The sequence below is a fragment of the Paraburkholderia sp. RHO2 genome (genome assembly GCF_050955445.1).
GTDB classification, from domain to species: domain Bacteria; phylum Actinomycetota; class Actinomycetes; order Mycobacteriales; family Mycobacteriaceae; genus Prescottella; species Prescottella agglutinans_A.
Genome location: NZ_CP162617.1, coordinates 736,716 through 761,421 on the forward strand (window position 1 = coordinate 736,716; position 24,706 = coordinate 761,421).

The following is a 24,706-nucleotide window of genomic DNA, read 5'->3' on the forward strand; positions in this document are numbered from 1 at the left end:
TAACCGTTTCCGTTTACACTTTAGCGGAAGTTTGCAGGTCGCGAACGCGCAGGTCTCGTCCGTTCCTGTCAAGCGCGCGTCCCAGTTCGCCCAGCGGCCCCCGAACCGCTACCGTCCCGTTATGCCAAGGTCTCGTCAGCCACGCCGCCAAGCCACCCTGGCGTCGCTCGCCGCCGAACTCAAGGTCTCGCGGACGACCGTCTCCAACGCGTACAACCGTCCCGACCAGTTGTCGGCCGAGTTACGCGAACGGGTGCTGCTCGCTGCCAAACGGCGCGGCTACCCCGGTCCCGACCCGGTGGCCCGCTCGCTGCGCACTCGACGCGCGGGTGCGGTCGGTCTCCTGCTCACCGAGGCGCTCAGTTACTCGTTCCGTGATCCGGCCGCAATGAGCTTCCTCGCGGGCCTCACCGAGTCGTGCGAGGCGGCGGGGCAGGGACTGCTCCTCATCCCCGCCGGGCCCGGCCGCGACGAGGTCGAGGCTGCCGCCGTGGTCCAGCAGGCCGGCGTCGACGGCTTCGTCGTCTACTCCGTCGCCGACGACGATCCCTACCTTGCCGCGGTGCGGGAACGGCACCTGCCGACCGTCATCTGCGACCAGCCGCGCGGGATGTCGGGGGCGTCGCTCGTCGGCATCGACGACCGCGGCGCGATGCGGAAGGTGGCCGACTATCTGATCTCGCTGGGGCACAAGGAGATCGGTGTGCTGTGCATGCGCCTCGGCCGGGACCGCTCCGACGGTGTGGTCGAGGGTGAGCGCCTGCACGCCCCGAACTTCCACGTCCAGCGCGAGCGGATCGCCGGCGTCCGGGACGCGATGGCGGACGCCGGCCTCGATCCCGCGTCGGTCACCGTCATCGAACGCTACGAGCACACCGCGCAGGCCGGGCACTCCGCGGCGGCGCAGGCGCTCGCCGTCAATCCCCGCATCACCGCCCTGGTGTGCACCACCGACGTCCTCGCGCTCGGCGCCCTCGACTGGGCGCGGTGTGAGGGCGTCGACGTCCCGGGGCGGCTGTCGATCACCGGGTTCGACGGCATCGAGGAGGCGCTGCGCGAGGGCCTGACCACCGTGCGCCAGCCGCAGGAAGACAAGGGCCGACGTGCGGGCGCCATGCTGATGTCGGGCTCCGACTCGGGTGTCACCACCGTCGAGATGCTCGAGACCGAACTGCTGCGCGGTCACACCGCCGCCTCCCCGCCCGAGCCCTAGCGTCGGGGCGGGACCCCGCTGCTCCCGTCCTACCGCTGGGCGTCCGCGCTCAGCAGCTGCGCACAGCGCAGCAGACCGAGGTGGCTGTACGCCTGCGGGTGGTTGCCCAGGGAACGCTCGGCGACCGGGTCGTACTCCTCGGCCAGCAACCCGGTGGGCCCGGCGGCGCTCACCAACTGCTTGAACAGGGCCTCCGCATCGGACCGCTGGCCGATCAGCAGGTACGCCTCCACCAGCCAGGCGGCGCACAGGTGGAATCCGCCCTCGATGCCCGGCAGCCCGTCGTCGTGGTGGTACCGGTACACGGTCGACCCGCTGCGCAGTTCCCGTTCCGTCGCCACCACGGTCGCGGCGAACCGCTCGTCCTTCGGGTCGATCAGCCCGGACAGCCCGATGTGCAGCGTCGCCGCGTCGAGGTCGGTGCCGTCGTAGGCCGCGGTGTACGACTCGACGTCCGCGTTCCAGCCCTTCTCGGTCACCTCCTCGGCGATCTCGCTGCGCAGCGCCGCCCACGTCTCTCGCGCCGGACGGCCGAAGTTCTCGGCCAGTGTCAGCGCCCGGTCGACGGTGAGCCAGCCCATCACCTTCGAGTACACGTGGTGGCGGGGGTTGTCGCGGATCTCCCAGATGCCGTGATCGGGTTCGCTCCAGCGCCGCTCGACCGCCTCGACCATCGCGGACACCAGCTCCCAGTCGCGGTCGGTGAGCGCGTCCGATCCGGTGATGCCCTTCTTCTCGCGCGCGTGCGCCAGGCTCGAGATCAGATCGACGATGGGGCCGAACACGTCCAGTTGGACCTGCTGGTTCGCGGCGTTGCCCACACGCACCGGACGGGATCCCGCATATCCGGGGAGCGAATCGATCACCGCCTCCGGCGGCAGGCCGGTGCCGTACAGCGTGTAGAGCGGGTGCAGCCGCTCCGGGCCGTGCAGCGTCTCCAGCACGCCGTGCACCCACTCGAGGTAGTTCTCGGCCTCCTCGAGGGAGCCCAGGCTCACCAACGCCGACGCCGTCAGTGCCGCGTCGCGCAGCCAGCAGTAGCGGTAGTCCCAGTTGCGGACGCCGCCGATCTCCTCGGGCAGCGACGTCGTGGCCGCCGCGAGGATCGATCCGCTCGGCGCGTGCACCAGTCCGCGCAGCGTGAGAGCCGACCGCTTCATCAGATCCGGCTTGAGCGGCGGCAGGTCGAGCGTGTGCACCCAGTCCCGCCAGTACGACTCGGCCAGTTCTCGGCGTTCCGGCTCCGAGATCTGTGAAGGACCCAGATCCTCAGTGCCGCAACGCAGTTCGAGAATGACCGGACCCTGTGACGGGTCGACGACCGCGAACGCGGTCTGCTGGGTGCCGTCGGTGGTGATGTTCCAGCGGACGCCGGGGGAGCGCAGCACCATCGGTTCGTTGGTGCCGAACACCCGCAGCCCGTCGACATCGGGTTCGAGCGACACCGGAACCTGGCCGAACTCCGGGCGGGGTGCGAAGCTGACGACCGCCTTCGCGCGGCCCGTGATGACGCGCGTGAGGTCGGTGCGGCTCGGCTGGACGTCGTGCGGCAGGTAGTCGGTGACGGTGAGGCTGGCCCAGCGGGTCTGCACCGTCATGGTGCCGTCGAGGTACTGCTGACTCAGCGGTAGCGCCGCGCGTTGCGGTCCCACGCTGAAGTGCCCGGCCTCGGTGCCGCCCAGCAAGTGGGCGAATACGGCGGCCGAGTCGGGTTCGGGGTGGCACAGCCAGGTCATGTTCGCGTCGGGCGTGATCAGCGCGACCGACCGGGGGCTCGCCAGCATCGTCAACCGCTCGATGGGCGGGGCGTCCGCGCCGGAGAGCCACGTGCGGCGCTCCTCGAGCAGGAACGCCAGGGCGGCCGCGACGTCCTCGGTGGAGTCGACCCGGTACTGGGCGAGCGTGTCGTTCTCGCCGACCTTGATGCCGACGTCCGGCCCCTGCAGCCGGGCGAACGCCTTCTCGTCGGTGACGTCGTCGCCGAAGAACACGGCGGCGGTCGCGCCCTCCTGGTGGCGGAGGATGTCGAGCGCGTTGCCCTTGTCGGTGGCGATGACGGCGAGTTCGACGACGGACTTGCCCTCGGTGACCTGCACGCCGGTCCACAGTGCGGCCTCGGCGTGCACCGCGGCGAGCGCCTTCGCGCCCACCTCGGGACTGGCATTGCGTACGTGCAGTGCCGTGCTCGCCGGCTTGGTCTCGACGGTCACGCCCGGGTACATGTCCGCGATCCGGGACAGCTCCGAGGTGATCTCGCGCAGCAGCTTGCGGGCGTTCGCGTCGATCGCGTGGATGAACCCGACGTCGAACTCCGAGCCGTGGCTACCGACCAACTGCACCTCGACCGGCAGTCGCGACAGCGTCGCCAGGTCCTTGAGGGCGCGTCCGGAGATGACGGCCGCGGTGGTGGCGGCGAGTCCGGCGAGGGCCCGCAGCGCCCGCACCGACTCGGCGTGCGGATACGCCTTCTCCGGATCGTTGACGATGGGGGCCATGGTGCCGTCGTAGTCGGACGCCACCAGCAGGCGCGGGGTCCGGGCCACGGTGGCCAGGGCCCGGCGGAGTTCGATCGGCAGATCCAGAGCGCTCACAGTCTCAAACCTAAGCGATCAGCGCCGCGGTGGCGCGTCGCGTTTGGCCACAGCGCGCCGACGGCAGGTCACACGGGCGTCTTGGATCCGTCGCCGAGGAGCAGTTCGACGGTGAGTTCCAGGCGCTTGGCGACATCGGTCGCCGAGGAACGGCGGGTGAGCCACGCCACGAGATTCGACAGCCACACGTCGCTGATGACGCGTGCGATCGCGAGCTCCTCCTCGGTTGGCACGCCGTCGGTCATGGCGCGCGCGAACAGCGTGTCCATGAGCTTGCCGACCTGATCGACCTCCGCGGCCGCCGACGCGTCGGCGAACATGAACGCGCGGGTCATGGCCTCGGTGAGGAGCGGGTCGCGCTGCATCGCCTTGGTGATCTGGCCGAGGATCAGCTGCATCCGTTCGAGCGGGCTGCGGCCCGGGGGAATCTTGCCCTTCGACTCGATCCGTTCGAACTCGCGCGCGAGGGCCGACACCAGCAGGTGCACCTTCGACGGGAAGTAGCGGTACAGCGTGCCCACGGCGACGTCCGCACGCTCGGCCACGGCCCGCATCTGCACGGCCTCGTAGCCGCCCTTGGAGGCGAGCGCGAGGGTGGCGTCGAGGATCCTCTTACGACGCTCGCGCTGAGCGTTGGAGCTGAGATCGTCGTCGCTGAGGGTCGAGACCGGGCCCCCTGCAGAACGGGATCGAGATGAGGTGGTCATCGACAGTTTCCTTCACGCCTTGACTCTTGACGGCCGAACATATTAGAACACGTTCTAGATGAAAATGTCATCCATGAGAGGCGGGTAGCCGTTGTGACAATCGCCACGACCGACGAACAGAAGGCCGTCCAGGAGTCGATTCAGGCGTGGGCTCGCTCGGCGACCCCGGTTGCCATTTTACGCGAGGGACCTGCTGATTTCTGGCGCCGGTCGTGGCCGTCGATGGCCGAGCTGGGGCTGTTCGCGGTGGGTGTCCCCGAGTCGGTCGGCGGCGTCGGCGGCCAGATCGTCGACCTCGCCGCGATGTTGGAACAGGCCGCAACTGAACTTGTGGGCGGCCCAATTCTCCCGACCGCGCTCGCCGGCCTGGTTCTCGGCCGCAGCGCGGGCGCCGTCGCGAAGCAGTGGGCCGGGCAGATCGCCGAAGGCGAGCTGCCGATCTCGGTCGTGCTCGACGCCGCGGCGCTGTCCGCCACCGCGGACGCCGACGGTGGGCTCGTCCTCAGCGGCGACGCGGGCAACGCGCTGGGCGGCGAGCCCGGCGTCTCGGTGCTCGTGCCGGTCCGCGCCGGCGACACCGCCGCCGATACGGTGTGGTGCCTGATCGACGGCGCCGCGCCGGGGCTGACGACCTCGCCGCTCGACATCCTCGACAAGAGTCGCGCCACCGCGCGCGTGCGCTGCGAGGGCGTCGTCGTGTCCCCGGACCGCATCGTCACCGGCGTCGCGCAGGAACTCGTGCGCGACCTCGCTGCCACGCTCATCGCGGCCGAGGCGGCCGGCGTGGCGGGCTGGAGCCTGCGGACCGCGGTCGAGTACGCCAAGATCCGTGAGCAGTTCGGCAAGCCGATCGGCTCCTTCCAGGCGATCAAGCACCTGTGCGCCGAGATGCTGTGCCGCGTCGAGCAGGCGCGTGCCGTCGCGTGGGATGCGGCCGTCGCGGCCGAGGACGCGCTGCCGGACCCGGACACCGGCCACGCCGGCACGTCCGAACTGCCGATCGCCGCGGCCGTTGCCGCGGCCGTCGCGTTGGACGCGGCCGTCCAGAACGCCAAGGACTGCATCCAGGTCCTCGGCGGCATCGGTTTCACGTGGGAGCACGACGCGCACTTCTACCTGCGTCGCGCGGTCTCGAACAAGCAGTTCCTGGGCGGCAGCAACGTCTGGCGCGCTCGGGTGACCGAGCTGACCCGGGCCGGGGCGCGTCGTCACCTGACGATCGACCTGTCCGAACTCGACCCGCAGGCCGAGTCCGGGCGGGCCGCGATCCGCGACGAGGTCGCCGCCCTCGCGGCGGTGCCGGAGGCCGAGCGCCGCGTCGCGGTCGCCGAGTCCGGATACGCCGCGCCGCACTGGCCGCGGCCCTACGGGCGCGGTGCGAGCGCGGCCGAGCAGATCCTGATCGCCGAGGAGATGTCCGCCGCCGGTGTCGACCGACCCGACCTCGTCATCGGCTGGTGGGCGGTGCCGACCGTCCTCGAGCACGGCAGCCCCGAGCAGATCGAGCGGTTCGCGCTGCCGACGCTGCGTGGCGAGATCACGTGGTGCCAGCTGTTCAGCGAGCCCGGGGCGGGCTCGGACCTGGCGTCGCTGCGCACCACCGCGGAGAAGGTCGACGGCGGCTGGAAGCTCAACGGGCAGAAGGTGTGGACGTCGCTCGCCCGCGAGGCCGATTGGGGCATCTGCCTGGCCCGCACGGACAAGGACGCGCCCAAGCACAAGGGCATCACGTACTTCCTCCTCGACATGCGCACGGCCGGGATCCGGATCTCGCCGCTGCGGGAGATCACCGGTGACGCGCTGTTCAACGAGGTGTTCCTCGACGACGTGTTCATCCCGGACGAGTGCGTCGTCGGGCAGGTGAACGGCGGCTGGAAGCTGGCCCGCACCACGCTGGCGAACGAGCGGGTAGCGATGAGCGGCGGGTCGTCGCTCGGCAAGGCCGTCGAGGAACTGCTCGAGCTCGCGGGCGACCCCGACGCCGTGACCGCCGACCATCTGGGCGCGCTGATCGCCGAGGCGCTCGTCGGGTCGCTGCTCGAGCTGCGCACGACGCTGCGCCAGCTCGACGGTCAGGACCCCGGTCCGGCGTCGAGCGTGCGCAAGCTCGTCGGCGTCCGCAACCGTCAGGGCGTCGCGGAGTTCGCCGTCGAGCTCGCCGGCGAGGCCGGGTGGGTCGAGGGTCCGCTCACGCGGGAGTTCCTCAACACGCGGTGCCTGTCGATCGCCGGCGGCACCACACAGATCCTGCTCACGGTCGCGGCCGAGCAACTCCTGGGGCTGCCCCGCAGCTGACATCGGTGACCGGGGCCCGGCCCCACGGGAACGGCGGTGAACCTGTTCTCGTGGGGCCGGGCTCTTTATTCGCTAAGCTGCAGGTGATACAACAAGAACACGTTCTAAATCGTAGGCGGGATTGGCAGCGTGGATTTCACTCTGGATCAGACTCAAGAAACGGTGGCGGAGATCGTCGTGGGCCTGTTGGCCCGCGAGCACACCGATCCCGCCGACACCGGTGGTTTCAGCCCCGAGCTGTGGCAGGCCCTCGCGAAGGCGGACCTGCTCTCGCTCGCGGTGCCCGAGCGGCTCGACGGCGACGGACTCGGCGTGCTCGAGGTGACGACGATGCTCACCGAGATCGGTCGCGGTGCCGCGCCGGTTCCGGCGCTCGCGACCCTCGGTTTCGGTGTGCTGCCCGTGCTCGCGCTCGGCTCGACCGAGCAGCAGGATGCGCTGCTCGACGGTGTCGCGGCCGGCCGGGTGCTCACCGCGGGACTCGCCGAGCAGGGCGCGGCGTTCCCGGCGCTGCCGTCGACGACCGCCGTCGCGGACGGTGCCGACGTCGTCGTGACCGGCCTCAAGATCGCCGTTCCGTTCGCGGACATCGCGCACCGCATCCTGGTGCCCACCGACGCCGGTGTCGTGCCCGTGGCCCCGGACGCGCCGGGCGTCACGCTCACCAAGAGTGCGACTTCGGCCGGGGGACCGGAGTTCTCGGTCCGACTGGACGCGGTGCGCGTGCCCGCCGCCGACGTCCTCGGTGGAGGACTCGACGGTGTCGCGACGCTGTATCGGATCGCGCTCGCGAGCATCGGTGCGTATGCCGACGGCCTGCTCGCCGGCGCCACCGGCCTGGCCGCCGAGCACCTCACCACGCGTGAGCAGTTCGGCAAGCCTCTCGCCGCCTTCCAGGCGGTGGCCCAGCAGATCGCCGACGTCTACGTCACGTCCCGGACGCTGCACGTCTCGGCGCTCGCGTCGGCGTGGCGGGTGTCCGAGGGCCTTGACGCCGCAGACGATCTCGACGTGCTGGCGTACTGGATCGCGACGGAGGTGCCGGCCGCGATGCGGACGCTGCACCACCTGCACGGCGGCATCGGCGTGGACGTCACGTACCCGATGCACCGCTACTTCTCCATTGCCAAAGACCTGGCTCGCCTCGTCGGCGGTGCCTCGTACCGACTCGACCTCGTGGGGGCCCGGTGTTCATCGATCTGACACCCGAGCAGCGTGAGCTGCAGGCGGAACTGCGCCGCTACTTCTCCGGACTGATCTCGCCGGCCGAAGCCGAGATCATGCTGACCGAGCGTCACGGCCCCACCTACCGCGAGGTCATCCGCCGGATGGGCAAGGACGGCTGGCTCGGCGTGGGCTGGCCGGTCGAGTTCGGCGGCCGTGGCTTCGGCGAGATCGAGCAGCAGATCTTCGTCAACGAGGCTGTGCGCGCGGATGTTCCGCTGCCGTCGGTCACCCTGCAGACCGTCGGCCCGACGCTGCAGGTGTACGGAACCGAGGAGCAGAAGCGCAAGTTCCTGCCGGCGATCCTCGCCGGCGAGGTGCACTTCGCGATCGGCTACTCCGAGCCCGACGCCGGCACCGACCTGGCGGCACTGCGCACGACCGCGGTGCGCGACGGCGATGAGTATGTCGTCAACGGCCAGAAGATCTTCACCACCGGCGGCCACGACGCCGACTACATCTGGCTCGCGGTCCGCACCGGCGACGCCGAGTCGCGGCATCGCGGCATCTCGATCCTCATCGTCGACACCAAGGATCCGGGATTCACCTGGACCCCGATCATCACCGCCGACGGCGCACACCACGTCAACGCCACGTACTACACCGACGTCCGGGTTCCGGCGAGCATGCTCGTCGGCGAGGAGAACAAGGGCTGGAGGCTCATCACGACGCAGCTCAACCACGAGCGCGTCATGCTGGGCCCGGCCGGCCGTGTCGCGGGCCTGTACGAGAAGGTCTACGACTGGGCCGCGAAGCGGGACCTGCTGGACCTGCCCGACGTCCGTCGCGGACTCGGCGAGATCCACGCCACCTACCGCCTCAACGAACTGCTCAACTGGCAGGTCGCGGCGGCCACCGGCGACGTCGACATCGCTGACGCATCGGCCACCAAGGTCTTTGCGACCGAACGCATTCAGCGCGTGGGCCGGATCGCGGACGAGATCGTCGGCGCCCACGGCGACCCGGGTGACCCGGAGACCGCGGCGCTCATGCGGTGGCTCGACGTCCAGGTGAAGCGAAACGTGGTCATCACGTTCGGTGGTGGCGTGAACGAGGTCATGCGCGAACTCATCGCCGTGGCCGGACTGGGATTGCCGAAGGTGCCGCGATGACCGACAACACCGTGTCCGACGAAAACAGCCGGGCCGCACAGATTCTGGCCGGGGCCGAGCAGGTCAAGGCAGGTGGGGCGAGCAAGCCGCGCGCCGGCCGCGACCCGATCAACATGCCGATGATCCGCAACTGGCTCGAGGCGATCGGCGACGAGAACCCGATCTACGTGGACGAGAACGCCGCCGTTGCTGCGGGCCACGGCGGCCTCGTCGCGCCGCCCGCGATGGCGCAGGTGTGGACCATGCGGGGTCTCGGCGCGGTCCGCGAGGAGGACGATCCGCTGGGCCGGATGACGCAGATCCTCGACGACGCCGGGTACACGTCGGTGGTCGCCACCAACTGCGACCAGATCTACCACCGTTACCTCCGTCCGGGCGAGGAGGTGACCATCGAGTCGACGCTCGAGGACGTCGTCGGCCCCAAGAAGACGGGGCTCGGCGAGGGCTGGTTCTTCACCACCCGCAACCTGTGGAAGGTCGGCGACGAGGTCGTCGCCGAGATGCTGTTCCGGATCCTCAAGTTCGCGCCTCCGGCAAAGACACAGCAGGCGTCCGCGGTCGCCGAAACCGCCTCGGCCCCCGAGGACCTCGATCCGTCGCGCATGCTGCGTCCGACACCGTCGCGGGACACCCAGTTCTTCTGGGACGGCGTGGCCGCCCACGAACTGCGGATCCAGCAACGACCCGACGGGTCGCTGCAGCACCCGCCGGTGCCGGCGCTGTGGAAGGACAAGACCGAGACCACCGACTACGTCGTCGCCTCCGGGCGCGGCACCGTCTTCAGCTTCGTCGTCCACCACGCACCCAAGGTGCCGGGTCGGTCGCTGCCGTTCGTGGTGGCGCTCGTCGAACTCGCGGAGGGCGTACGCATGCTCGGCGAGCTGCGCGACGTCGACCCGTCCGAGGTCGCGGTGGGGATGCCGGTGGAGGCGCACTACCTGGACTTCCCGGGCGATGACGAGACCGGTAACGAGCCCTGGACGCTGTATGCATGGCGTCCGGTGAAGGAGTCGTAGATGACCAGCGCACTCGACATCTCCGTCGGAGACAAGCTGCCGGGCCTGTCGATCTACGGGGACCCCACGTTCATCGTTTCTACGGCGTTGGCCACCAGGGACTTCCAGGACGTCCACCACGACCGGGACAAGGCGCAGCAGCGCGGGTCCAAGGACATCTTCGTCAACATCCTCACCGACACCGGGCTGGTGCAGCGGTTCGTCACCGACTGGGCGGGCCCGCGGGCACGGATCACGTCGATCAAGCTGCGCCTGGGTGTGCCGTGGTACGCCTACGACACGCTGAACCTGTCCGGTGAGGTCGTCGCCACTGAGGACGGCCTGGTGACCATCAAGGTGGTCGGCACCGACAGCCTGGGCGACCACATCACGTCCACGGTCACTCTCGTCATGAACGGAGACGGCGCATGAGCGGGCTGTCCGGCAAGGCCGCGATCGTCGGCATCGGTGCCACCGACTTCTCGAAGGACTCGGGACGCAGCGAACTGCGACTCGCCGCCGAGGCCGTCCAGGCGGCGCTCGACGACGCGGGACTGAAGCCGTCGGACGTCGACGGTCTCACGTCGTTCACGATGGACACCAACACCGAAGCGGCGGTTGCCCGTTCGGTGGGCATCCCGAACCTGAAGTTCTTCAGCCGGATCCACTACGGGGGCGGCGCGGCGTGCGCCACCATCCAGCAGGCCGCGATGGCCGTCGCGACCGGTGTCGCCGACGTGGTGGTGGCGTACCGGGCGTTCAACGAGCGCTCGGGCGCCCGCTTCGGCCAGGTCAATGCCGGGCTGGTGCAGCAGGTCAACTCGTCGGGCACCGACAACGCGTTCTCGTACCCGCACGGGCTGGGCACGCCGGCGTCGTTCGTGGCGATGGTCGCCCAGCGGTACATGCACGTGTACGGCGCCACCAGTGAGGACTTCGGCCGCGTCGCCGTCGCCGACCGCAAGCACGCCGCCACCAACCCCAAGGCGTTCTTCTACGGCAAGCCGATCACCCTCGAGGACCACCAGAACTCACGGTTCATCGCCGAACCGCTGCACCTGCTGGACTGCTGCCAGGAGTCCGACGGCGGCATCGCGATCGTGGTGACGTCGCCCGAGCGGGCCAAGGATCTGCCGAACAAGCCGGCGATCATCGCGGCGGCCGCGCAGGGCAGCGGGGTGGACCAGTACATCATGACCAGCTACTACCGCGACGGCCTGACCGGTCTGCCGGAGATGGGGCTGGTCGGCGATCAGCTGTGGGAGCAGTCCGGGCTGCGGCCGTCGGACATGCAGACCGCGGTGCTGTACGACCACTTCACCCCGTACGTGCTCATGCAGCTGGAGGAACTCGGCTTCTGCGGTCGCGGCGAGGCCCGGGACTTCATCGCCGACGGCGCCATCGAGCTGGGTGGACGGCTGCCGATCAACACCCACGGCGGCCAGCTGGGCGAGGCGTACATCCACGGCATGAACGGCATCGCCGAGGGCGTGCGGCAGATCCGCGGCACCTCCGTCAACCAGGTGCCGGACGTCGAGAACGTCCTCGTCACCGCCGGAACCGGTGTTCCCACTTCGGGACTGGTGCTGAGGGCATAAGGCGCCGGCAACGCCCGTGCGCCTTTCTGGTGGTCCCCACTAGGCGGATTCATGCGGTCGTTGCAACGAGGGCCTCGTCGAGACGCTCGGCTGGAGTATGCCAGTCGAGCGTCTTGCGGGGCCGTTCGTTGAGTTCGTCGGCGACGAACTGCAGGCGCTCGGCGGTGTGAACGGCCAGGTCGGTGCCCTTGGGGAAGTACTGGCGCAGCAGTCCGTTGGTGTTCTCGTTCGAGCCGCGCTGCCAGGGTGAGCGGGGGTCGCAGAAGTAGACCTGGACGCCGGTGTCGACGGTGAACTGGGCGTGCCGGGTCATCTCGGTGCCCTGGTCCCAGGTGATCGAGCGGGCCAGTGCAGCGGGCAGTTCCCGGATCTTGGCGGCCATCGCGACGTTGACGTGTTCGGCGGAGTGACCGTCGGGCAGGTGCAGCAGCATCACGAACCGGGTGGAACGTTCGACCAGGGTGCCGATCGCGGACCGGTTGCCGGCACCCATGATCAGATCGCCCTCCCAGTGGCCGGGCACGGCCCGGTCCCCGGCCTCGGCGGGACGCTCGGAAATGTTGATCATGTCGGGGATCCGGCCCCGCCGCTCGTCGGGCTTGCGGCTACCCTGACGCAACACCCTTCCGGTCCGAAGATGCTGTGTCAGTTCCCGTTTGAGTCCTCCGCGGGCCTGGACATAGAGCGAGAGGTAGATCGTTTCGTGGGACACACGCATCTCCGGATCGTCGGGGAACTCACGCACCAAGGCGCGTGAGATCTGCTCCGGAGAATGATTCTTCCCGAGCCGGGACTGCACGAACGTCCGCAGCCGCTCGCACGAGTTCAGCTTCGCTGGTTTCGGTCGTTTCGCCCGCGCTTGGGCGGCCCGGTGCGCTGTGGAGGCGATGTAGTAGCCACGCTTGTTCGTGCCCCGGGCGATCTCTCGGCTGATCGTCGACGGGGACCGCCCCAACGCCGCGGCGATCTCGTGTTGCTTCTTTCCGGCCTGCAGCAGTTCGGAGAGCGTCTCACGATCCTCGAGGGACAGGTACCGGCCCGACGGTGGTGGCGTCCGGCGGGGACGAACCCCACCGGACGCCACCAGCCACCGCTGCGCCGTCGAATACGCCACCGATGCCGCACCCGCGGCCGCTGCCGTCGACGCGCCCTCGCTACGGCACTGCCAGAACTTCAGCCGAGCATGCGCCGGCGCCGGCGGCCGACCGATCCACACCATCTGCAACACCCTCCAGGATCAGGGATGTTGCAACGACCGATTGAACTCGCCCTACCGAAAGGCGCACGGGCGCGTAGCGCCTAGTGCGTCGCCAGCGCGACTCGCCGCCGCTCGTCGGCCGTCTCCGGGCGGTCCTCGCCCGGCAGATCGATGCGGACGTGGTGCAGGCGTCCGGTGAACGCGAACCGGCCCACGATGTCGTCGCACACCGGGCTGCCGCGATTGACGCCGATGTCGAGTTGCTCGTTCATACTGAAGATCGCGCGCGTGGTCTGTTCGATGCGGGCGCTGCCCACCTCGACCCCGTCGACGGACAGGCGGGCCGTGCCTCCGAGTCCGATTCCTCCTCCGTCGTAATCGAATTCGAGGCGAACCTCACGGGTGTCCGCGGTCACTTCCACGTCCGGCCGCACGAACGTCTGCCCGCCGCCGCTGAAGTTGTAGCAGAACACCGGCTTCGAATCGGTGACGTACAGCGCGAGGCCGCCGAAACGGCCACCGAGACTTGCCAGGATTCCCTCGCACGGACTGCCGCCGGTCTCGAGCGACGCGGTGATCACGTACGACCGGTTGAAGAACGGCGGCGCCGCCTTCTCCGGCAGGCCGTGCATGTGCGGGTACAGAGTGATGCTCGTGCGTCCCCGAAGCGGATGCGGCGGACGATCATGCGGCGCAGCGTTTCTCGTCACCGTGCGGTCGTCGAGCGGCAGCACCTGGTACCGGGCGGCCTCGACCAGGAACTTCTGCTTCAGCTCCTCGAGCTTCTCGGGGAACTCTGCGGCGAGGTCGCGGGCCTGCGACCAGTCGACACTCGTGTCGTACAGCTCCCACCGATCTTCGTCGAACGTCGGCAGATTCACGTTGTACGCTGCCACCAGCCACGGCGCCCGGTGCAGAGTCACTGCGGTCCACCCGTGATCGTAGATTCCGCGGTTGCCGAAGATCTCGAAGTACTGGGTGGTATGCCGGTCGACGGCGTCGGCATCGGCGAACGTGTAGTTCATCGCGACACCCTCCATCGGCTTCTGTGGCACACCATCGACGGTGCCCGGCGCCGGGACGCCCGCCGCCTCCAGGATCGTCGGCGTGATGTCCACGCAGTGATGCCACTGGTGCCGGAGGCCGGTGTCGGTGATTCCCTTGGGCCAGTGCGCGATCAGGCCGTTGCGGGTGCCGCCGTAGTGGGACGCCGCCTGCTTGGTCCACTGATAGGGGGTGTCGAGCGCCATCGCCCACGATGCCGGATAGTGCGGGTAGCTCGTCGACGTGCCGAGTTCGTCGAAACGCTCGAGCATCTCTGTGGTCGTCTGCTTGTAGCCGTTGAGCCCGGCGAGGTAGTTGAACGAGCCCTCCATGCCGCCCTCTGCGGAGGCGCCGTTGTCGCCGAGCATGTAGAGCACGAGCGTGTTGTCGAGCGCGCCCAGCTCCTGCAGCCGGTCGACGAGCCGTCCGACCTGGTCGTCGGTGTGCTCGAGGAACGCCGCGTACAACTCCATCAGGCGAGCGGAGACCGTCTTCTGGTTGTCGTCCAGCGTGTCCCAGTGCGGCAGATCCGGGGCCCACGGGGCGAGTTCGGTCTCCGGCGGGACCACCCCGAGCTGCTTCTGCTTGTCGAGGGTGATCTCCCGCTGCCGGTCCCAGCCGTGGTCGAATTCGCCCCGGTACTTGTCGAGGTAGCTGTCGGGCACCTGCAGCGGCGCGTGGCAGGCGCCGAACGGCAGGTAGCAGAACCACGGCTTGTCCGGGTCCATGGTGCCGACCGACTCGATCCACTCGATCGCGCGGTCGACCAGGTCCTCCGACATGTGGTAGCCCTGCTCGGGTGACCGGGGCGGATCGACGACGGTGAAGTCCTGGTAGAGGACCGGTGAGAACTGGTCCGACTCGGCGCCGAGGAAGCCGTAGAAGCGGTCGAAGCCCTCACGGGTGGGCCAGCGGTCGAACGGCCCGGCCTCGCTGATCTCCCACGTCGGTGTCTGGTGCATCTTCCCGAAGGCGCCCGTCGCGTAGCCGTTGCCCTGCAGGACGCGGGCCACCGTCGCCGCCGAGTCGGGACGGGTACCGTTGTAACCCGCTGCAGCCGTGGCCTGTTCGGCGATCACTCCGAAGCCGACGCTGTGATGGTTACGTCCCGTGAGCGTCGCGGCCCGAGTCGGCGAGCACAGGGCGGTGGTGTGGAAGCGCGTGAACTTGACGCCGTAGGCGGCCAGCCGCTCGGCGGTGGGGGTGCGGCACGGGCCGCCGAACGCGGACGGGGCGCCGAAGCCGACGTCGTCGAGCATCACGAGCAGGACGTTCGGTGCGCCGGCCGGCGGCCGGACCGGTTGCGGTCGGGTGAACGGTTCCTTCTGGTTGCGGTAGTCGACCGCAGTCGAGACCGATGGTTCGGTGCGGACGATGGGGATCGTATGACGGTTCACGGTGCACCTCTCTGGGCGGTGGAACGGGGTGGGTACAGGCTGCGCCTTGACCCTTAAAGCGCTGCCTTACTAGTCTCTCGGCGTGTCGAACCCTGGAAACGCGAAAAGCGCCATGATCGAAGCCGCCGAGCGGATGTTTGCCGAGCGCGGCATCGACGCCGTGTCGATGCGCGACGTCGCGGCCGCCGCCGGCCAGAAGAACAATTCGGCCGTGCAGTACCACTTCGGGGGGCGGGAGGGCCTCGTTCTCGAGGTCTTCCGGAGGCGGATGCGGGATATCAACGCGACTCGGTCCGCGTACCTCGAGCGGTTGGACGAGGAAGATCGCGGGCACGACGTGCGGGCGCTGGTCGAGGCGGTGGTCGTGCCGCTCGCGGACTACCTCCGGACCTCGGGAACCGACTCGTACTATGCGCAGTTCATCGCTCGCGTCTCCCCGTCGGTCGACATCGTGAGCTCCGATCTGTCGGAGGTTACAGAGTCCAGTCGCGAGGTGTCCGCCCGGTTGATCCGGGCGCTCGATCATCTGCCGCGTCGGGTCGCGGTCATCCGCGTGGACCTGATGCTGAACATGGCAGTCTCGGCGCTCGCCGCCTTCGAGCAGCGGCGCAACAGCGGGAACTCGCTGGTGGACGCGAACTTCGACGAGACTGTGCGTCATCTGGTGGACATGTCGGTGGGAGCGTTGGAGGCCCCGGCCTCGGCCTCGGACTGACCGCCGTCCGATATCGAGGACTCCAGTCCCCCCGTTGCTGGCCTGCGGCCGTGCTTCATCGCGAGCGCGACCGCGATGCCGACGAGTCCGACCGCGCCGGCGTAGAGGAAACCGCGCGTGATCGCCTCGTCCGCATAGAGGACCGCGTGCGTCTGCGGGTTGACCGCCAGGACGTAATGCGACATCACCAGGCCGGTGACCGTCACGGCGATCGCCGTGCACAGCTGCATCGCCACGCCCGCGATCGCGGTGCCCACACCGCTCGACTCGGGCGGCAGCGCGTCCTGCACCAGGTTGGCGTTTGACGAGTGCAAGAAGCCCACCGCGAATCCGGCGATCGCGCTCAGCAAGGCCACCTGCCACTGCAACGTGAGGAATTGGCTACCGAGGAACATCGTCATCAGGAAGAAGGCTCCGGAAGCGAGCAGAACCTGGCGCGCCCCGATCCGCTTGGCGAGGTAACCGCCCAGCGGCCCAGAGAACATCGCCGTGATGCCGAGCGGGCAGGTCCACAGCGCCCACTGAAGAGCGGAAAGTCCTGCACCGTAGGAGATTCCGGGCAATCCCGCGGGAGTCTGCAGCATGGTCGGCATCAGGATCGAGTAAGCATTCATCATGTAGGTCAGTCCGGCGACCGCCAGCAACGTGGGACCGAACTTGCGACCGAAGAGGATCTTCAGGTCGATGAGCGGGTGCGGAGCCACGCGCTGCCACACGACAAACGCCACGAGCATCGCCACGCCGAGCAGGAGGAGACCGCGAGTGCTCGTCGCCGACCAACCCCATTCGCCGCCCTTCGTGATACCCAGGAGCAGAACCGCGACGCCGGGGCCGAGAAGCGTGGTGCCGAGGTAATCCACCGGGCGGTCGGTACGCACCGAACTCTCCGGCACCACTGCCCAGTACAGGGGGATCAGCACGGCGAGGTAGATCGCCATGAACCAGAAGACCCCGTGGAACCCGAAGCCGTCGATCAGCCAGCCGGCGATGAACGACCCTGCCACCGCCGACATGCCGATGCCGGTCGCGACCATGCCGAGCGCGACTGGCACGAAGTCGCGGGGCATGATGTCGCGTACGAGGCTGTACGAAAGCGCGACGATCCCGACCAGCACACCCTGCATTGCGCGACCCGCGAGCAGGACGGCGAACGTGGTCGCGGTCGCGCACACGAGACTGCCGAGCACGAAGACGACGGCCAGGCAGAGGATCACGCGTTTCTTGCCGAGCTTGTCCGATGCCTTTCCGATGAGTGGCATGAGCGTCGCGCCGGTGAGCGTGACGATCGAGACCACCCAGGCGATGTTCAACGTCTGGAAGGCCACCGCCATGTGCGGCATCGCCGGGTACACCATGAGGATCTCGAAGGTCGCGATCTCCGAGAAGAAGATGATCACGGCGAGTACTGCGAAGATTCGGGCTCGTGGAACCTTGCCTCGAACCGGGGTGAGGGTGAGCGCCATCGTTGTCCTTTGCTCGTGTGGCGATCGACGAGTACTGCAGGGAGTCTGCCTCCCAGCGTGTTTCGTCGGAGAATGGGAGATGCCTGGCGGGGGCGCGGTCGACGAAGTCGGGGGAGGGCGGGAAGCCCGCCCCGGTAGCGAGACGGTAGTCACACGCCCCGCTTCAATGTGACGCGGATCCCACTCAGCGGAACGTATCACTTCGTCGGCCCTGGGGGTCGACTCTTTCAATCATCCTATCGGGCAGGGGATTACGTGCTTTAAGTCAGTGTCTTGACGATTTAAGTCACTGACTGATATCTTCCCGAAGACGTTCTCGACGCCTGCATCGGGTCGCGAGGGCGTCGGGCGGTGGCGCGTTCGGAGCGGGATCTCTCGAAAGCAGGAGGCGTGCATGGCAACACTGACCAATAGTCGAACGGTCGACATCGGTAGCCATTCGATCGAGTTCGGTCCCCGTGGAATGCGAAGGTGCGCTGATGGATTCGAGTCGCGCCCGTACGAACAGTTCGAGGTGCGGCCGGTGACGCCGTACATCGGGGCGGAGATCCACGGTGTCGACCTCCGCGATCCGAGCGACGAGGTCGTCGAGGAACTCCGCCGCGCACTGCTCGAATGGAAGGTCGTGTTCTTCCGCGATCAGCGGATCACGGGTGCTCAGCACCGGGACTTCGCCAGGCACTGGGGGGAACTCGAGGTCCACCCACTCCTGCCGCAGGGGGACGTGCCCGAGGTGGTCCACTTCGACCGCGGCGAGGACAACCCGGGCACCGAGAACATCTGGCACGTCGACGTGACGTGGCAGAAGCGGCCGCCGCTCGGATCGGTGCTGCGCGCGTTGGAGGTCCCGCCGGCTGGTGGCGACACGCTGTGGGCCGACATGGGCAACGCATACGACTGCTTGTCCGACGAGGTCAAGGAGAAGATCGACGGGCGCGTTGCGGTGCACGACTTCGTGCCGTCGTTCGGGCGTTCGATGGGTCCCGAGAAGCTGGCCGCGATGAAGGAGCAGTACCCGCCGGTCGAGCACCCGATCGTCCGGATCCATCCCGAGACCGGACGCCGGACGCTGTTCGTCAACAGCCTGTTCACCACCCACATCCCGGACATGGATCCCGTCGAGGCCGAGGCGTTGCTGCGCCACCTCTTCGATCAGGCCAAGGTGCCGGACTTCCAGTGCCGGTTCCGGTGGCAGCCCGACTCGATCGCGTTCTGGGACAACCGCGCCACGCAGCACTACGCGGCGAGCGACTACTTTCCGCACCGGCGAGTGATGGAGCGCGTCGCCATTCTCGGTGACGTTCCGGACTGACCAACGGTCGAACACCCGGCCGGTGCGGGAGGCCCACACTCGTCGCGACCTTGGGTACCGGCGGAATCACGTTGCAGCACAACGAAGTGCCCGAAGTGATCGTCGGACCGGACGGCCGGGCCGCGTCTCGATCGAACGGGCAGACGGCATGTTCCGGTGCATCTACCGCCGGTGGCTCGCGTCGCCCGGCGATCTTCCGGCGCCGACCGTGCGTAAGGTGAGGTTCACAGATGCTGTGCTGAGGCGTTACGTCTGTCGAATGGATCGACGAGCAAGGAGGACCGGGCGCGGTGACGATGCGAGGGTGGCGACCGAAGGCGTTCCGGGAAGGGGACGATCCGGACCCGCGGTTCACGCTCGCCAACGAGCGGACCTTCCTCGCGTGGGTTCGCACCGGGCTCGGATTGATCGCGGCGGCGGTCGGACTCGAGGCGTTCGGGACCGACGTCGTCGGACCCGAGGTCCACACCGTCCTCGTCGTCGGTCTGCTCGTCGGCGCGGTCCTGCTCGTCATCTTCGCGTTCGCCCGGTGGATGGCGGTCGAGGCGGCGATGCGCAAGGGGCGTAGCCTGCCGGTGCCCGCCATCGCGGCGCTGCTGTCGTGTCTGATCGCCGGCGCCGGCGTCACCCTGCTCATCGTGGTGGTGCGCTGACCGTGGCCGCCCCGGCCCACCAGGACCCGGGACTGCAGCCCGAGCGCACGACACTCGCGTGGGTGCGCACCGCCGCGAGCCTGGCCGCGGTCGCCTTCCTGTGCCTGCGGTACGTGCCGGGATCGTCGGTCGTGGTGCAGGTGATCGGGATGTGGGCGATAGCGTCGGCGTCGGTGGTCGTGGTGACCGCGCGCCGCCGGTACGAACGGGCCAGTGAGCATTTCGGCGCCGGCCGCGTCGTGTACCCGTTCGTGATCATGCTCGGCCTGACCGTCACGGTGATCGCCCTCGCCGCGGTGTCGGCGGTCGTCATTCTCGTCGTCGGTCGGTGACGTTCGCGTCGCATTCCCCAACGGGACCGTCAATTGTGGTTCCGTGGGGGCGCGCAAACTTCCCGCTGGCCGGGACCTGTGTCCGGTGTCACACCCTGGGCGGGTAGTGATAGATGCGGACCCCGTGTGTCGTCACGGTCCCCGATCTCGAGGAGAGCAGCAGCATGGAGGAGTTCGAAGGCAAGGTCGCACTGATCACGGGCGCAGCCCGGGGGCAGGGCCGCTCGCACGCCGTGGCATTCGCCGAGCGCGGCGCCGACATCGTCATCTGTGACCGGTGCGAGGACAGCGATTCGGTGTTCTACCCGCTCGGCACCGAGGAGGACATGGCGGAGACCGTCCGTCTCGTGGAGGCGACCGGCCGCAAGTGCATCGCGGTCAAGGCGGACACTGCCGATCGCGGGGCGATGGACGACCTCGTCAAGCGCGCCGAGTCCGAATTCGGCCGCGTCGACATCGCGGTCGCGAATGCGGGCGTCTCGGTGGCAGCCCCGGTGCAGTCGATGACGTCGGCGCAGTGGGACGAGGCGATCGGGAGCAACCTCACCGGCGTCTTCAACACGATCGGTGCGGTGTCGCCCGGCATGATCGAGCGCGGCTACGGCCGGATCGTCACGATCTCCTCGATGCTCGGTCGCGCCGGCAACACCAACATGGTGGCCTACGCCGCGTCCAAGTGGGGCGTCATCGGCATGACGAAGAGCGCCGCACTGGATCTCGCGCGGAACGGCATCACCGTCAACGCCATTGCGCCGGGGAACATCTCGACCGGGATGATCCATAACAAGGCGCTGTACTCGATGATGCGTCCCGACCTGGAAGCGCCGACGATGGACGACGTCGCCCCGGTCTTCCAGTCCCTGCACGCGCAGCCGGTTCCGTGGCTCGACCCCTTCGAGATCACCCGCGCCGTGCTCTTCTTCGCCGCCGAGGCCAGTGCGCACATCAGCGGCACCGTGCTCCCGATCGACGCTGGTAATGCCGCCCGCGTGACCGGGTGATCACCGACCCGTCGCCCGCTCCGCGCACCGCGCGGAGCGGGCTCGTCATCTGGCGTTCGGCACGGATACTCCCTCGTTCACGGGGGAGAGGAAGCGCCCTCGGCCAACAGCGTCAACAGCCTGGTTCGGGCGGTCGGCACGTCGTCCGCGAGTGCCGTGGGCGCTGCCGTCCTGGCCTCGTCGACCGTGATGGTCAGGCGGTCGCCGTGCCGGCGACAACCGGGCGGGATCGGCTCTTCTGGTTGGGAGCGGTGGTCCCGGTGCGGTGAGTGCCTACCAGTCCATCGGTCCGTGGCGGTGCCAGTTGTCGTCGTAGCCGCCGTGCGAGATCCACACCGCCGCCATGACGATGTAGGCGATCGCGACCAGCACGAGGATTCCGCCGAGGATCCACAGCGACAACTGACCGAGCTTGCGGACCCGATCGGACGCGTACTGGGCACCGGCGTAGTCGCCGCGGGCCCACCTCGGGTACACCTCGAACGCGTTGCTGAATGCCGCGAATGCCAGCGGCCAGAACGCGACCAGCGCGGCGACCGCCCAGCCGGCATTGCTCGACGGCGGGCCCGGCGCCTGCTGCGGGGCGGCCGGTGGTGGCGGAGGGGGCGGAGGCGGAGCGGGTTCCGTCGGGCCGGAAGAAGACTGGGGAGGAACGGGGTCCGGATTGCTCGATGTCATCTGATGTTTGGCGCGGATACTCCCTCGTTTCCAGGGGAATGGAAGCGCCGTCCCCCTTTCTGTCGGTGGTCTCGGTTAGGTTGCCGCGTGTGGAGGAAGTGGTGCGGTACACGCATCGTCTGCGCCCGGGGGCGCGGGCGCGGCGGGTGCTGGCCGACGAATGGCATCGGTGCCGGTTTTTGTGGAACGAGGCTGTCCATCAGCAGCAGTCGGGTGGCAGGCCGTCGTTCGGGCGATTGTCGAAGCTGTTGACGGCAGCGCGGTCCCACAATGCGTGGTTGCGGGACGGGTCGCAGGTTGCGCAGCAGCAGACGTTGCGGACGTACGCCCAAGCGTTGGACCAGTCGTTCGCGGTGAAGGGTCGGGGCCGGCCGGCGTTCAAGTCCCGCAAGAAGGCACTGTTGTCGTTGGAGTTCACGCGCCGTGGGTTCCAGATCCGTGACGGCCGACTGCTGCTGCCGAAGAGCGTTTCTGTGGCAGCGGTGTGGTCGCGGGAGTTGCCGTCGGAGCCGACCAGTGTCCGGATCATCCGGGATGCGCTGGGGCACTGGGCCACCACGACGGATGAGGCGTTCGATTTGCCGTATCTTGGCCACCGTAAACGGTGCGCTGCGGAACTCGGCAAAGCGCAGCGGAAGATGGCTCGCCGTCGCACCGGCAAGCGTGGCCCGCAGTCGCGGGGTTACGGGCGTGCGCGGCGGGAGGCGGCGAGGCTGCACAGGAAGGCGGCCCGACAGAGCCGGCACGACACCCGTGTGTGGGCGAAACGCGTCGTCGGGCGCCACGGCCTGATCGCGGTCGAGGACTTCAAGCCGCATCGTGGTGTGCGGGCCGGCCGGAGGGTGATGTTGGTGCGGCCCGCCTACACGACGATGACGTGTTCGAGGTGTTTCGCGAGAGCCAAGCAGCACCTCGGACTCGCCGAACGAACCTTCCGATGTCCCGGCTGCGGTTTCGCCGACGCTCGGGATCGGAACGCTGCCAGGGTGATCCTGGCTGTGGCAGAACGCGGTCACACGAGTGTCGACGACGTCAGACAATCTGATCACCCCCTCCAGGGTGGATGTCCGGTTGCGGTCTGAGCTTGAAATCTCCTACCTCTAGGCAGGAGAAGCGTTAAGAAAGCTCCCTCGTTCGCGTCTGTCACCGATCACTCTCGACGGTACGCCGACGGCGGGTCGCGCGTGGATACGACGACGCCGGTGGCGCGTGCGCTTCGTGTGCGCGGCGCCACCGGCGTCGGTACCAGGATCTGCCCGGGTTACGGGAGCAGCTGATCCATGAAGGTGTTCGAGAAGATGCGGTGCGGGTCGAGCTGGTTGTACCGCGCCCGCGCGGTGTCCCAGTTGTCCGTCGTGGGAACGCCCTCACGGTAGGTGGCGGGCATCTTGTTCGTGATGATGTCGGTGTCGGTGTACGGGTTGGGGCCGAACGCCCAGCCCTTCGACCACTCGGGGCGGAACGTGGCGGTGTTGTTGTTGTAGTGCGACCGCATCCACTGCTCCATCTCCTGGTAGAACTCGAACATGCCGGGGGTGCCCGGGACGCCGAGAACGTTCAGCCAGATGGCGACGTCCCAGTCGGGATGATCGGGACGCGGACGGGTGGCCGCGATGGTCGGCGAGCCGGCCGACGCCACCTTGACGTCCGAGGGCTCGTCGAGGCCGCAGCAGCGGATCTCGACCGGACCGTTGAGCGGGAACTTGCCCTGGGCGCGGTAGAACTCGATGCGCTCGTGGAACCACTGCGTGAAGTCGTGGATCACCGTCGCGATGTTGGCGCGGCTCGTCACGACGGCGCCGCCGCCCTCGGTGAGACGCAGCGTCGTCGCCTTGATGTAGAACTGGACGTCCTTCGACCAGCCCCAGATGTCGCTGGAGTTCGTCGCGGCCAGGCCCAGCTTGGTGATCTCGTACATCGACGGACCGAACTGCTGTGCGATGGCCGGGTTTCCGGCGTTCATCGCGGCGATCATGTCGGTGATCGGCTCCGGCAGGTTGTCGGAGAACACGTAGTTGTACGGACCGGTGACCTCGCGCGATCCCGCAGGCTTGCCCGCGAGCGAGCCCAACGAGCCCAGCGAGCCCAGCGAGCCGGAGCTACCGCTCCCGCCCTCCGGCTTGTCCGGCGTGACCGTCCACACCTTCATCCAGGGCTTGTCGGTGAAGGGGTACCAGATCGCCTCGGCGCGACCGGACTCGGCGACGTACTTCTCGAACGTCCGGCCCGAGGCGCCCTTCGCGGCGAACAGCTCCTCCCACGGGATGTCGGTGAAGCTCTGGCACCGCATGCGCACGTTGGGGCCGGCCTGCATCGTCACCGAGGTCAGGAAGCAGCGGCCCAGGTTGGTGAGCATCGGCAGGATGCCGGGATCGTTGCGCTGGTAGGTCTTCAGCGCGTACTTGTTGCCGTCCCACACCACCGCGGTGAGCTCGGTGACGAGGTTGCTCAGCGAGCCGAAGGTGGCGCCGGGCAGCGTCTGTTCACCATCGGCGGGCAGCGCCGCGCCGTGCGCGTTGACCGCGAGCGCACCACCGATGGACAGCACACCCGGAGCCGGCAGGTTGGCCCATCCCAGGCCGTGCTTCTGCAGCTCAGTCACGATCGCGTCGAGGGTGGCGCCGGCACCCGCGGTGACGGTGGCCGGCGACCCGCCCGTGTTCACGCTGACGCTGTTCAGGTGCGTCATGGTGTCCGCGAGGATCACCTTTTCGACGTTGGAGCCGTTGACGACCGTCAGCGGCGTCCAGCCGTGCATCGCGCCGCGGGGACGGATCTTGTAGCCGTTCTCGTGCGCCCAGTTGACGAGCCGCACGACGTCCTCCGGCGTCTTCGGCGAGCAGACCCAGGTTGCGTCCAGCATGATCTCCTTGGACCAGTTCTGGTACGCCTGCTGGAAGAGCGAGATGTCTTCCGGGAAGTTCGGCGGAGTGGGCAGCTGGGTGGCCCCGCCGAGGGATCCGAGGGAGCCCGAGGATCCGGCGCCGAGGGATCCGAGGGATCCGGCCGGGACCGCGAACGCGGGGGTCCAGCCGCCGACCACTGCGCCGGCTGCCAGCGCGCCGGCGCCTGCCGCGAGGAATCCTCGCCGCGACAGCCGAGGCTGCTCGTCGATTGACGTCATTCGTGTACTCCATGGTGTCGAGGGGGAAACAGCAAAGGGTGCAGTTATGTCCGG

Annotated in this window: 20 protein-coding genes; 13 read left to right on the top strand and 7 right to left on the bottom strand. The window is 68.5% G+C overall.

From position 1 onward, the window contains the following. The first annotated feature begins 121 nt into the window (after positions 1-121). Complete coding sequence (locus ABTV10_RS03340) at positions 122-1,213, top strand: LacI family DNA-binding transcriptional regulator (protein ID WP_499032526.1); 1,092 nt, start codon at positions 122-124, stop codon at positions 1,211-1,213. A gap of 29 nt (positions 1,214-1,242) precedes the next feature. Here ABTV10_RS03340 and otsB read toward each other — a convergent pair whose 3' ends face one another. Both otsB and kstR read right to left on the bottom strand, forming a co-directional pair. Next, complete coding sequence (otsB, locus tag ABTV10_RS03345) at positions 1,243-3,804, bottom strand: trehalose-phosphatase (RefSeq protein WP_499032528.1); 2,562 nt, start codon at positions 3,802-3,804, stop codon at positions 1,243-1,245. 68 nt (positions 3,805-3,872) lie between these two features. Next, positions 3,873-4,511, bottom strand: coding sequence for a cholesterol catabolism transcriptional regulator KstR (gene kstR, locus ABTV10_RS03350; RefSeq protein WP_127917607.1), 639 nt, complete (start codon positions 4,509-4,511; stop codon positions 3,873-3,875). Positions 4,512-4,604: 93 nt separating this feature from the next. Here kstR and ABTV10_RS03355 point away from each other — a divergent pair, with 93 nt between their 5' ends. The 6 genes from ABTV10_RS03355 to ABTV10_RS03380 all read left to right on the top strand — a co-directional run bounded on the left by ABTV10_RS03355 (position 4,605) and on the right by ABTV10_RS03380 (position 11,735). Then, positions 4,605-6,806, top strand: a complete 2,202-nt coding sequence (locus ABTV10_RS03355; RefSeq protein WP_499032532.1) for an acyl-CoA dehydrogenase family protein — start codon at positions 4,605-4,607, stop codon at positions 6,804-6,806. Positions 6,807-6,935: 129 nt separating this feature from the next. Beyond that, on the top strand, positions 6,936-8,009 hold the full coding sequence (locus tag ABTV10_RS03360) for an acyl-CoA dehydrogenase family protein (RefSeq protein WP_499032534.1): 1,074 nt from the start codon (positions 6,936-6,938) through the stop codon (positions 8,007-8,009). Continuing rightward, positions 7,994-9,142, top strand: a complete 1,149-nt coding sequence (locus ABTV10_RS03365; protein WP_433609789.1) for an acyl-CoA dehydrogenase family protein — start codon at positions 7,994-7,996, stop codon at positions 9,140-9,142. The genes ABTV10_RS03360 and ABTV10_RS03365 overlap by 16 nt, the downstream gene beginning before the upstream one ends. Next, a complete protein-coding gene (locus tag ABTV10_RS03370; protein WP_499032537.1) occupies positions 9,139-10,158 on the top strand; it encodes a bifunctional MaoC family dehydratase N-terminal/OB-fold nucleic acid binding domain-containing protein in 1,020 nt (339 codons plus the stop codon). Before ABTV10_RS03365 ends, ABTV10_RS03370 begins: the two co-directional genes overlap by 4 nt. Then, the gene (locus ABTV10_RS03375) at positions 10,159-10,569 is read left to right on the top strand and encodes a MaoC family dehydratase (protein WP_433609793.1); all 411 of its coding nucleotides are present in this window, start codon (positions 10,159-10,161) and stop codon (positions 10,567-10,569) included. Continuing rightward, positions 10,566-11,735: a lipid-transfer protein gene (locus tag ABTV10_RS03380; RefSeq protein WP_499032541.1), complete on the top strand. Its 1,170-nt coding sequence runs from the start codon at positions 10,566-10,568 to the stop codon at positions 11,733-11,735. The genes ABTV10_RS03375 and ABTV10_RS03380 overlap by 4 nt, the downstream gene beginning before the upstream one ends. Before the next feature lie 49 nt (positions 11,736-11,784). On the opposite strand, the gene ABTV10_RS03385 is transcribed toward ABTV10_RS03380, so the two are convergent. Further along, positions 11,785-12,954, bottom strand: a complete 1,170-nt coding sequence (locus tag ABTV10_RS03385; protein ID WP_499028866.1) for an IS30 family transposase — start codon at positions 12,952-12,954, stop codon at positions 11,785-11,787. 80 nt (positions 12,955-13,034) lie between these two features. Beyond that, entirely contained in the window at positions 13,035-15,374 is a 2,340-nt protein-coding gene (locus ABTV10_RS03390; protein ID WP_499032544.1) for an arylsulfatase, read from the bottom strand. Between the two features lie 82 nt (positions 15,375-15,456). On the opposite strand from ABTV10_RS03390, the gene ABTV10_RS03395 reads away from it, so the two are divergent. Continuing rightward, the gene (locus ABTV10_RS03395) at positions 15,457-16,089 is read left to right on the top strand and encodes a TetR/AcrR family transcriptional regulator (RefSeq protein ID WP_499032546.1); all 633 of its coding nucleotides are present in this window, start codon (positions 15,457-15,459) and stop codon (positions 16,087-16,089) included. Here the strand turns inward: ABTV10_RS03395 and ABTV10_RS03400 are convergent. Further along, entirely contained in the window at positions 16,032-17,552 is a 1,521-nt protein-coding gene (locus ABTV10_RS03400) for an MFS transporter (protein ID WP_499032548.1), read from the bottom strand. The two genes, ABTV10_RS03395 and ABTV10_RS03400, sit on opposite strands and share 58 nt — an antisense overlap. Positions 17,553-17,946: 394 nt before the next feature. On the opposite strand from ABTV10_RS03400, the gene ABTV10_RS03405 reads away from it, so the two are divergent. The 4 genes from ABTV10_RS03405 (at position 17,947) to ABTV10_RS03420 (ending at position 20,850) form a co-directional block, all read left to right on the top strand. Continuing rightward, positions 17,947-18,864 (top strand): TauD/TfdA dioxygenase family protein, encoded by a 918-nt coding sequence (locus ABTV10_RS03405; RefSeq protein WP_499032550.1) that lies wholly within the window; start codon positions 17,947-17,949, stop codon positions 18,862-18,864. A 296-nt stretch (positions 18,865-19,160) separates the two neighbouring features. Next, a complete protein-coding gene (locus ABTV10_RS03410; protein WP_499035124.1) occupies positions 19,161-19,517 on the top strand; it encodes a YidH family protein in 357 nt (118 codons plus the stop codon). A gap of 2 nt (positions 19,518-19,519) precedes the next feature. Next, positions 19,520-19,849, top strand: coding sequence for a DUF202 domain-containing protein (locus ABTV10_RS03415; RefSeq protein WP_499032552.1), 330 nt, complete (start codon positions 19,520-19,522; stop codon positions 19,847-19,849). A 164-nt stretch (positions 19,850-20,013) separates the two neighbouring features. After that, the gene (locus ABTV10_RS03420) at positions 20,014-20,850 is read left to right on the top strand and encodes a mycofactocin-coupled SDR family oxidoreductase (protein ID WP_499032554.1); all 837 of its coding nucleotides are present in this window, start codon (positions 20,014-20,016) and stop codon (positions 20,848-20,850) included. A 273-nt stretch (positions 20,851-21,123) separates the two neighbouring features. Here ABTV10_RS03420 and ABTV10_RS03425 read toward each other — a convergent pair whose 3' ends face one another. Continuing rightward, a complete protein-coding gene (locus ABTV10_RS03425; protein WP_499032557.1) occupies positions 21,124-21,528 on the bottom strand; it encodes a CD225/dispanin family protein in 405 nt (134 codons plus the stop codon). Between the two features lie 89 nt (positions 21,529-21,617). On the opposite strand from ABTV10_RS03425, the gene ABTV10_RS03430 reads away from it, so the two are divergent. Further along, complete coding sequence (locus tag ABTV10_RS03430; protein ID WP_499032560.1) at positions 21,618-22,610, top strand: RNA-guided endonuclease InsQ/TnpB family protein; 993 nt, start codon at positions 21,618-21,620, stop codon at positions 22,608-22,610. 179 nt (positions 22,611-22,789) lie between these two features. Here the strand turns inward: ABTV10_RS03430 and ABTV10_RS03435 are convergent, their stop codons facing one another. Beyond that, a complete protein-coding gene (locus tag ABTV10_RS03435) occupies positions 22,790-24,652 on the bottom strand; it encodes a cholesterol oxidase substrate-binding domain-containing protein (protein ID WP_499032562.1) in 1,863 nt (620 codons plus the stop codon). Positions 24,653-24,706 lie beyond the last annotated feature (54 nt).

Bases quoted from the DNA above. Each gene is read 5' to 3' on its own strand.
- ABTV10_RS03435 (WP_499032562.1), bottom strand. From the start codon at position 24,652: ATGACGTCAATCGACGAGCAGCCTCGGCTGTCGCGGCGAGGATTCCTC.
- ABTV10_RS03420 (WP_499032554.1), top strand. From the start codon at position 20,014: ATGGAGGAGTTCGAAGGCAAGGTCGCACTGATCACGGGCGCAGCCCGG.
- ABTV10_RS03340 (WP_499032526.1), top strand. From the start codon at position 122: ATGCCAAGGTCTCGTCAGCCACGCCGCCAAGCCACCCTGGCGTCGCTC.
- ABTV10_RS03425 (WP_499032557.1), bottom strand. From the start codon at position 21,528: ATGACATCGAGCAATCCGGACCCCGTTCCTCCCCAGTCTTCTTCCGGC.
- ABTV10_RS03380 (WP_499032541.1), top strand. From the start codon at position 10,566: ATGAGCGGGCTGTCCGGCAAGGCCGCGATCGTCGGCATCGGTGCCACC.
- ABTV10_RS03370 (WP_499032537.1), top strand. From the start codon at position 9,139: ATGACCGACAACACCGTGTCCGACGAAAACAGCCGGGCCGCACAGATT.
- ABTV10_RS03410 (WP_499035124.1), top strand. From the start codon at position 19,161: ATGCGAGGGTGGCGACCGAAGGCGTTCCGGGAAGGGGACGATCCGGAC.
- ABTV10_RS03400 (WP_499032548.1), bottom strand. From the start codon at position 17,552: ATGGCGCTCACCCTCACCCCGGTTCGAGGCAAGGTTCCACGAGCCCGA.
- ABTV10_RS03385 (WP_499028866.1), bottom strand. From the start codon at position 12,954: ATGGTGTGGATCGGTCGGCCGCCGGCGCCGGCGCATGCTCGGCTGAAG.
- kstR (WP_127917607.1), bottom strand. From the start codon at position 4,511: ATGACCACCTCATCTCGATCCCGTTCTGCAGGGGGCCCGGTCTCGACC.
- ABTV10_RS03405 (WP_499032550.1), top strand. From the start codon at position 17,947: ATGGCAACACTGACCAATAGTCGAACGGTCGACATCGGTAGCCATTCG.
- ABTV10_RS03375 (WP_433609793.1), top strand. From the start codon at position 10,159: ATGACCAGCGCACTCGACATCTCCGTCGGAGACAAGCTGCCGGGCCTG.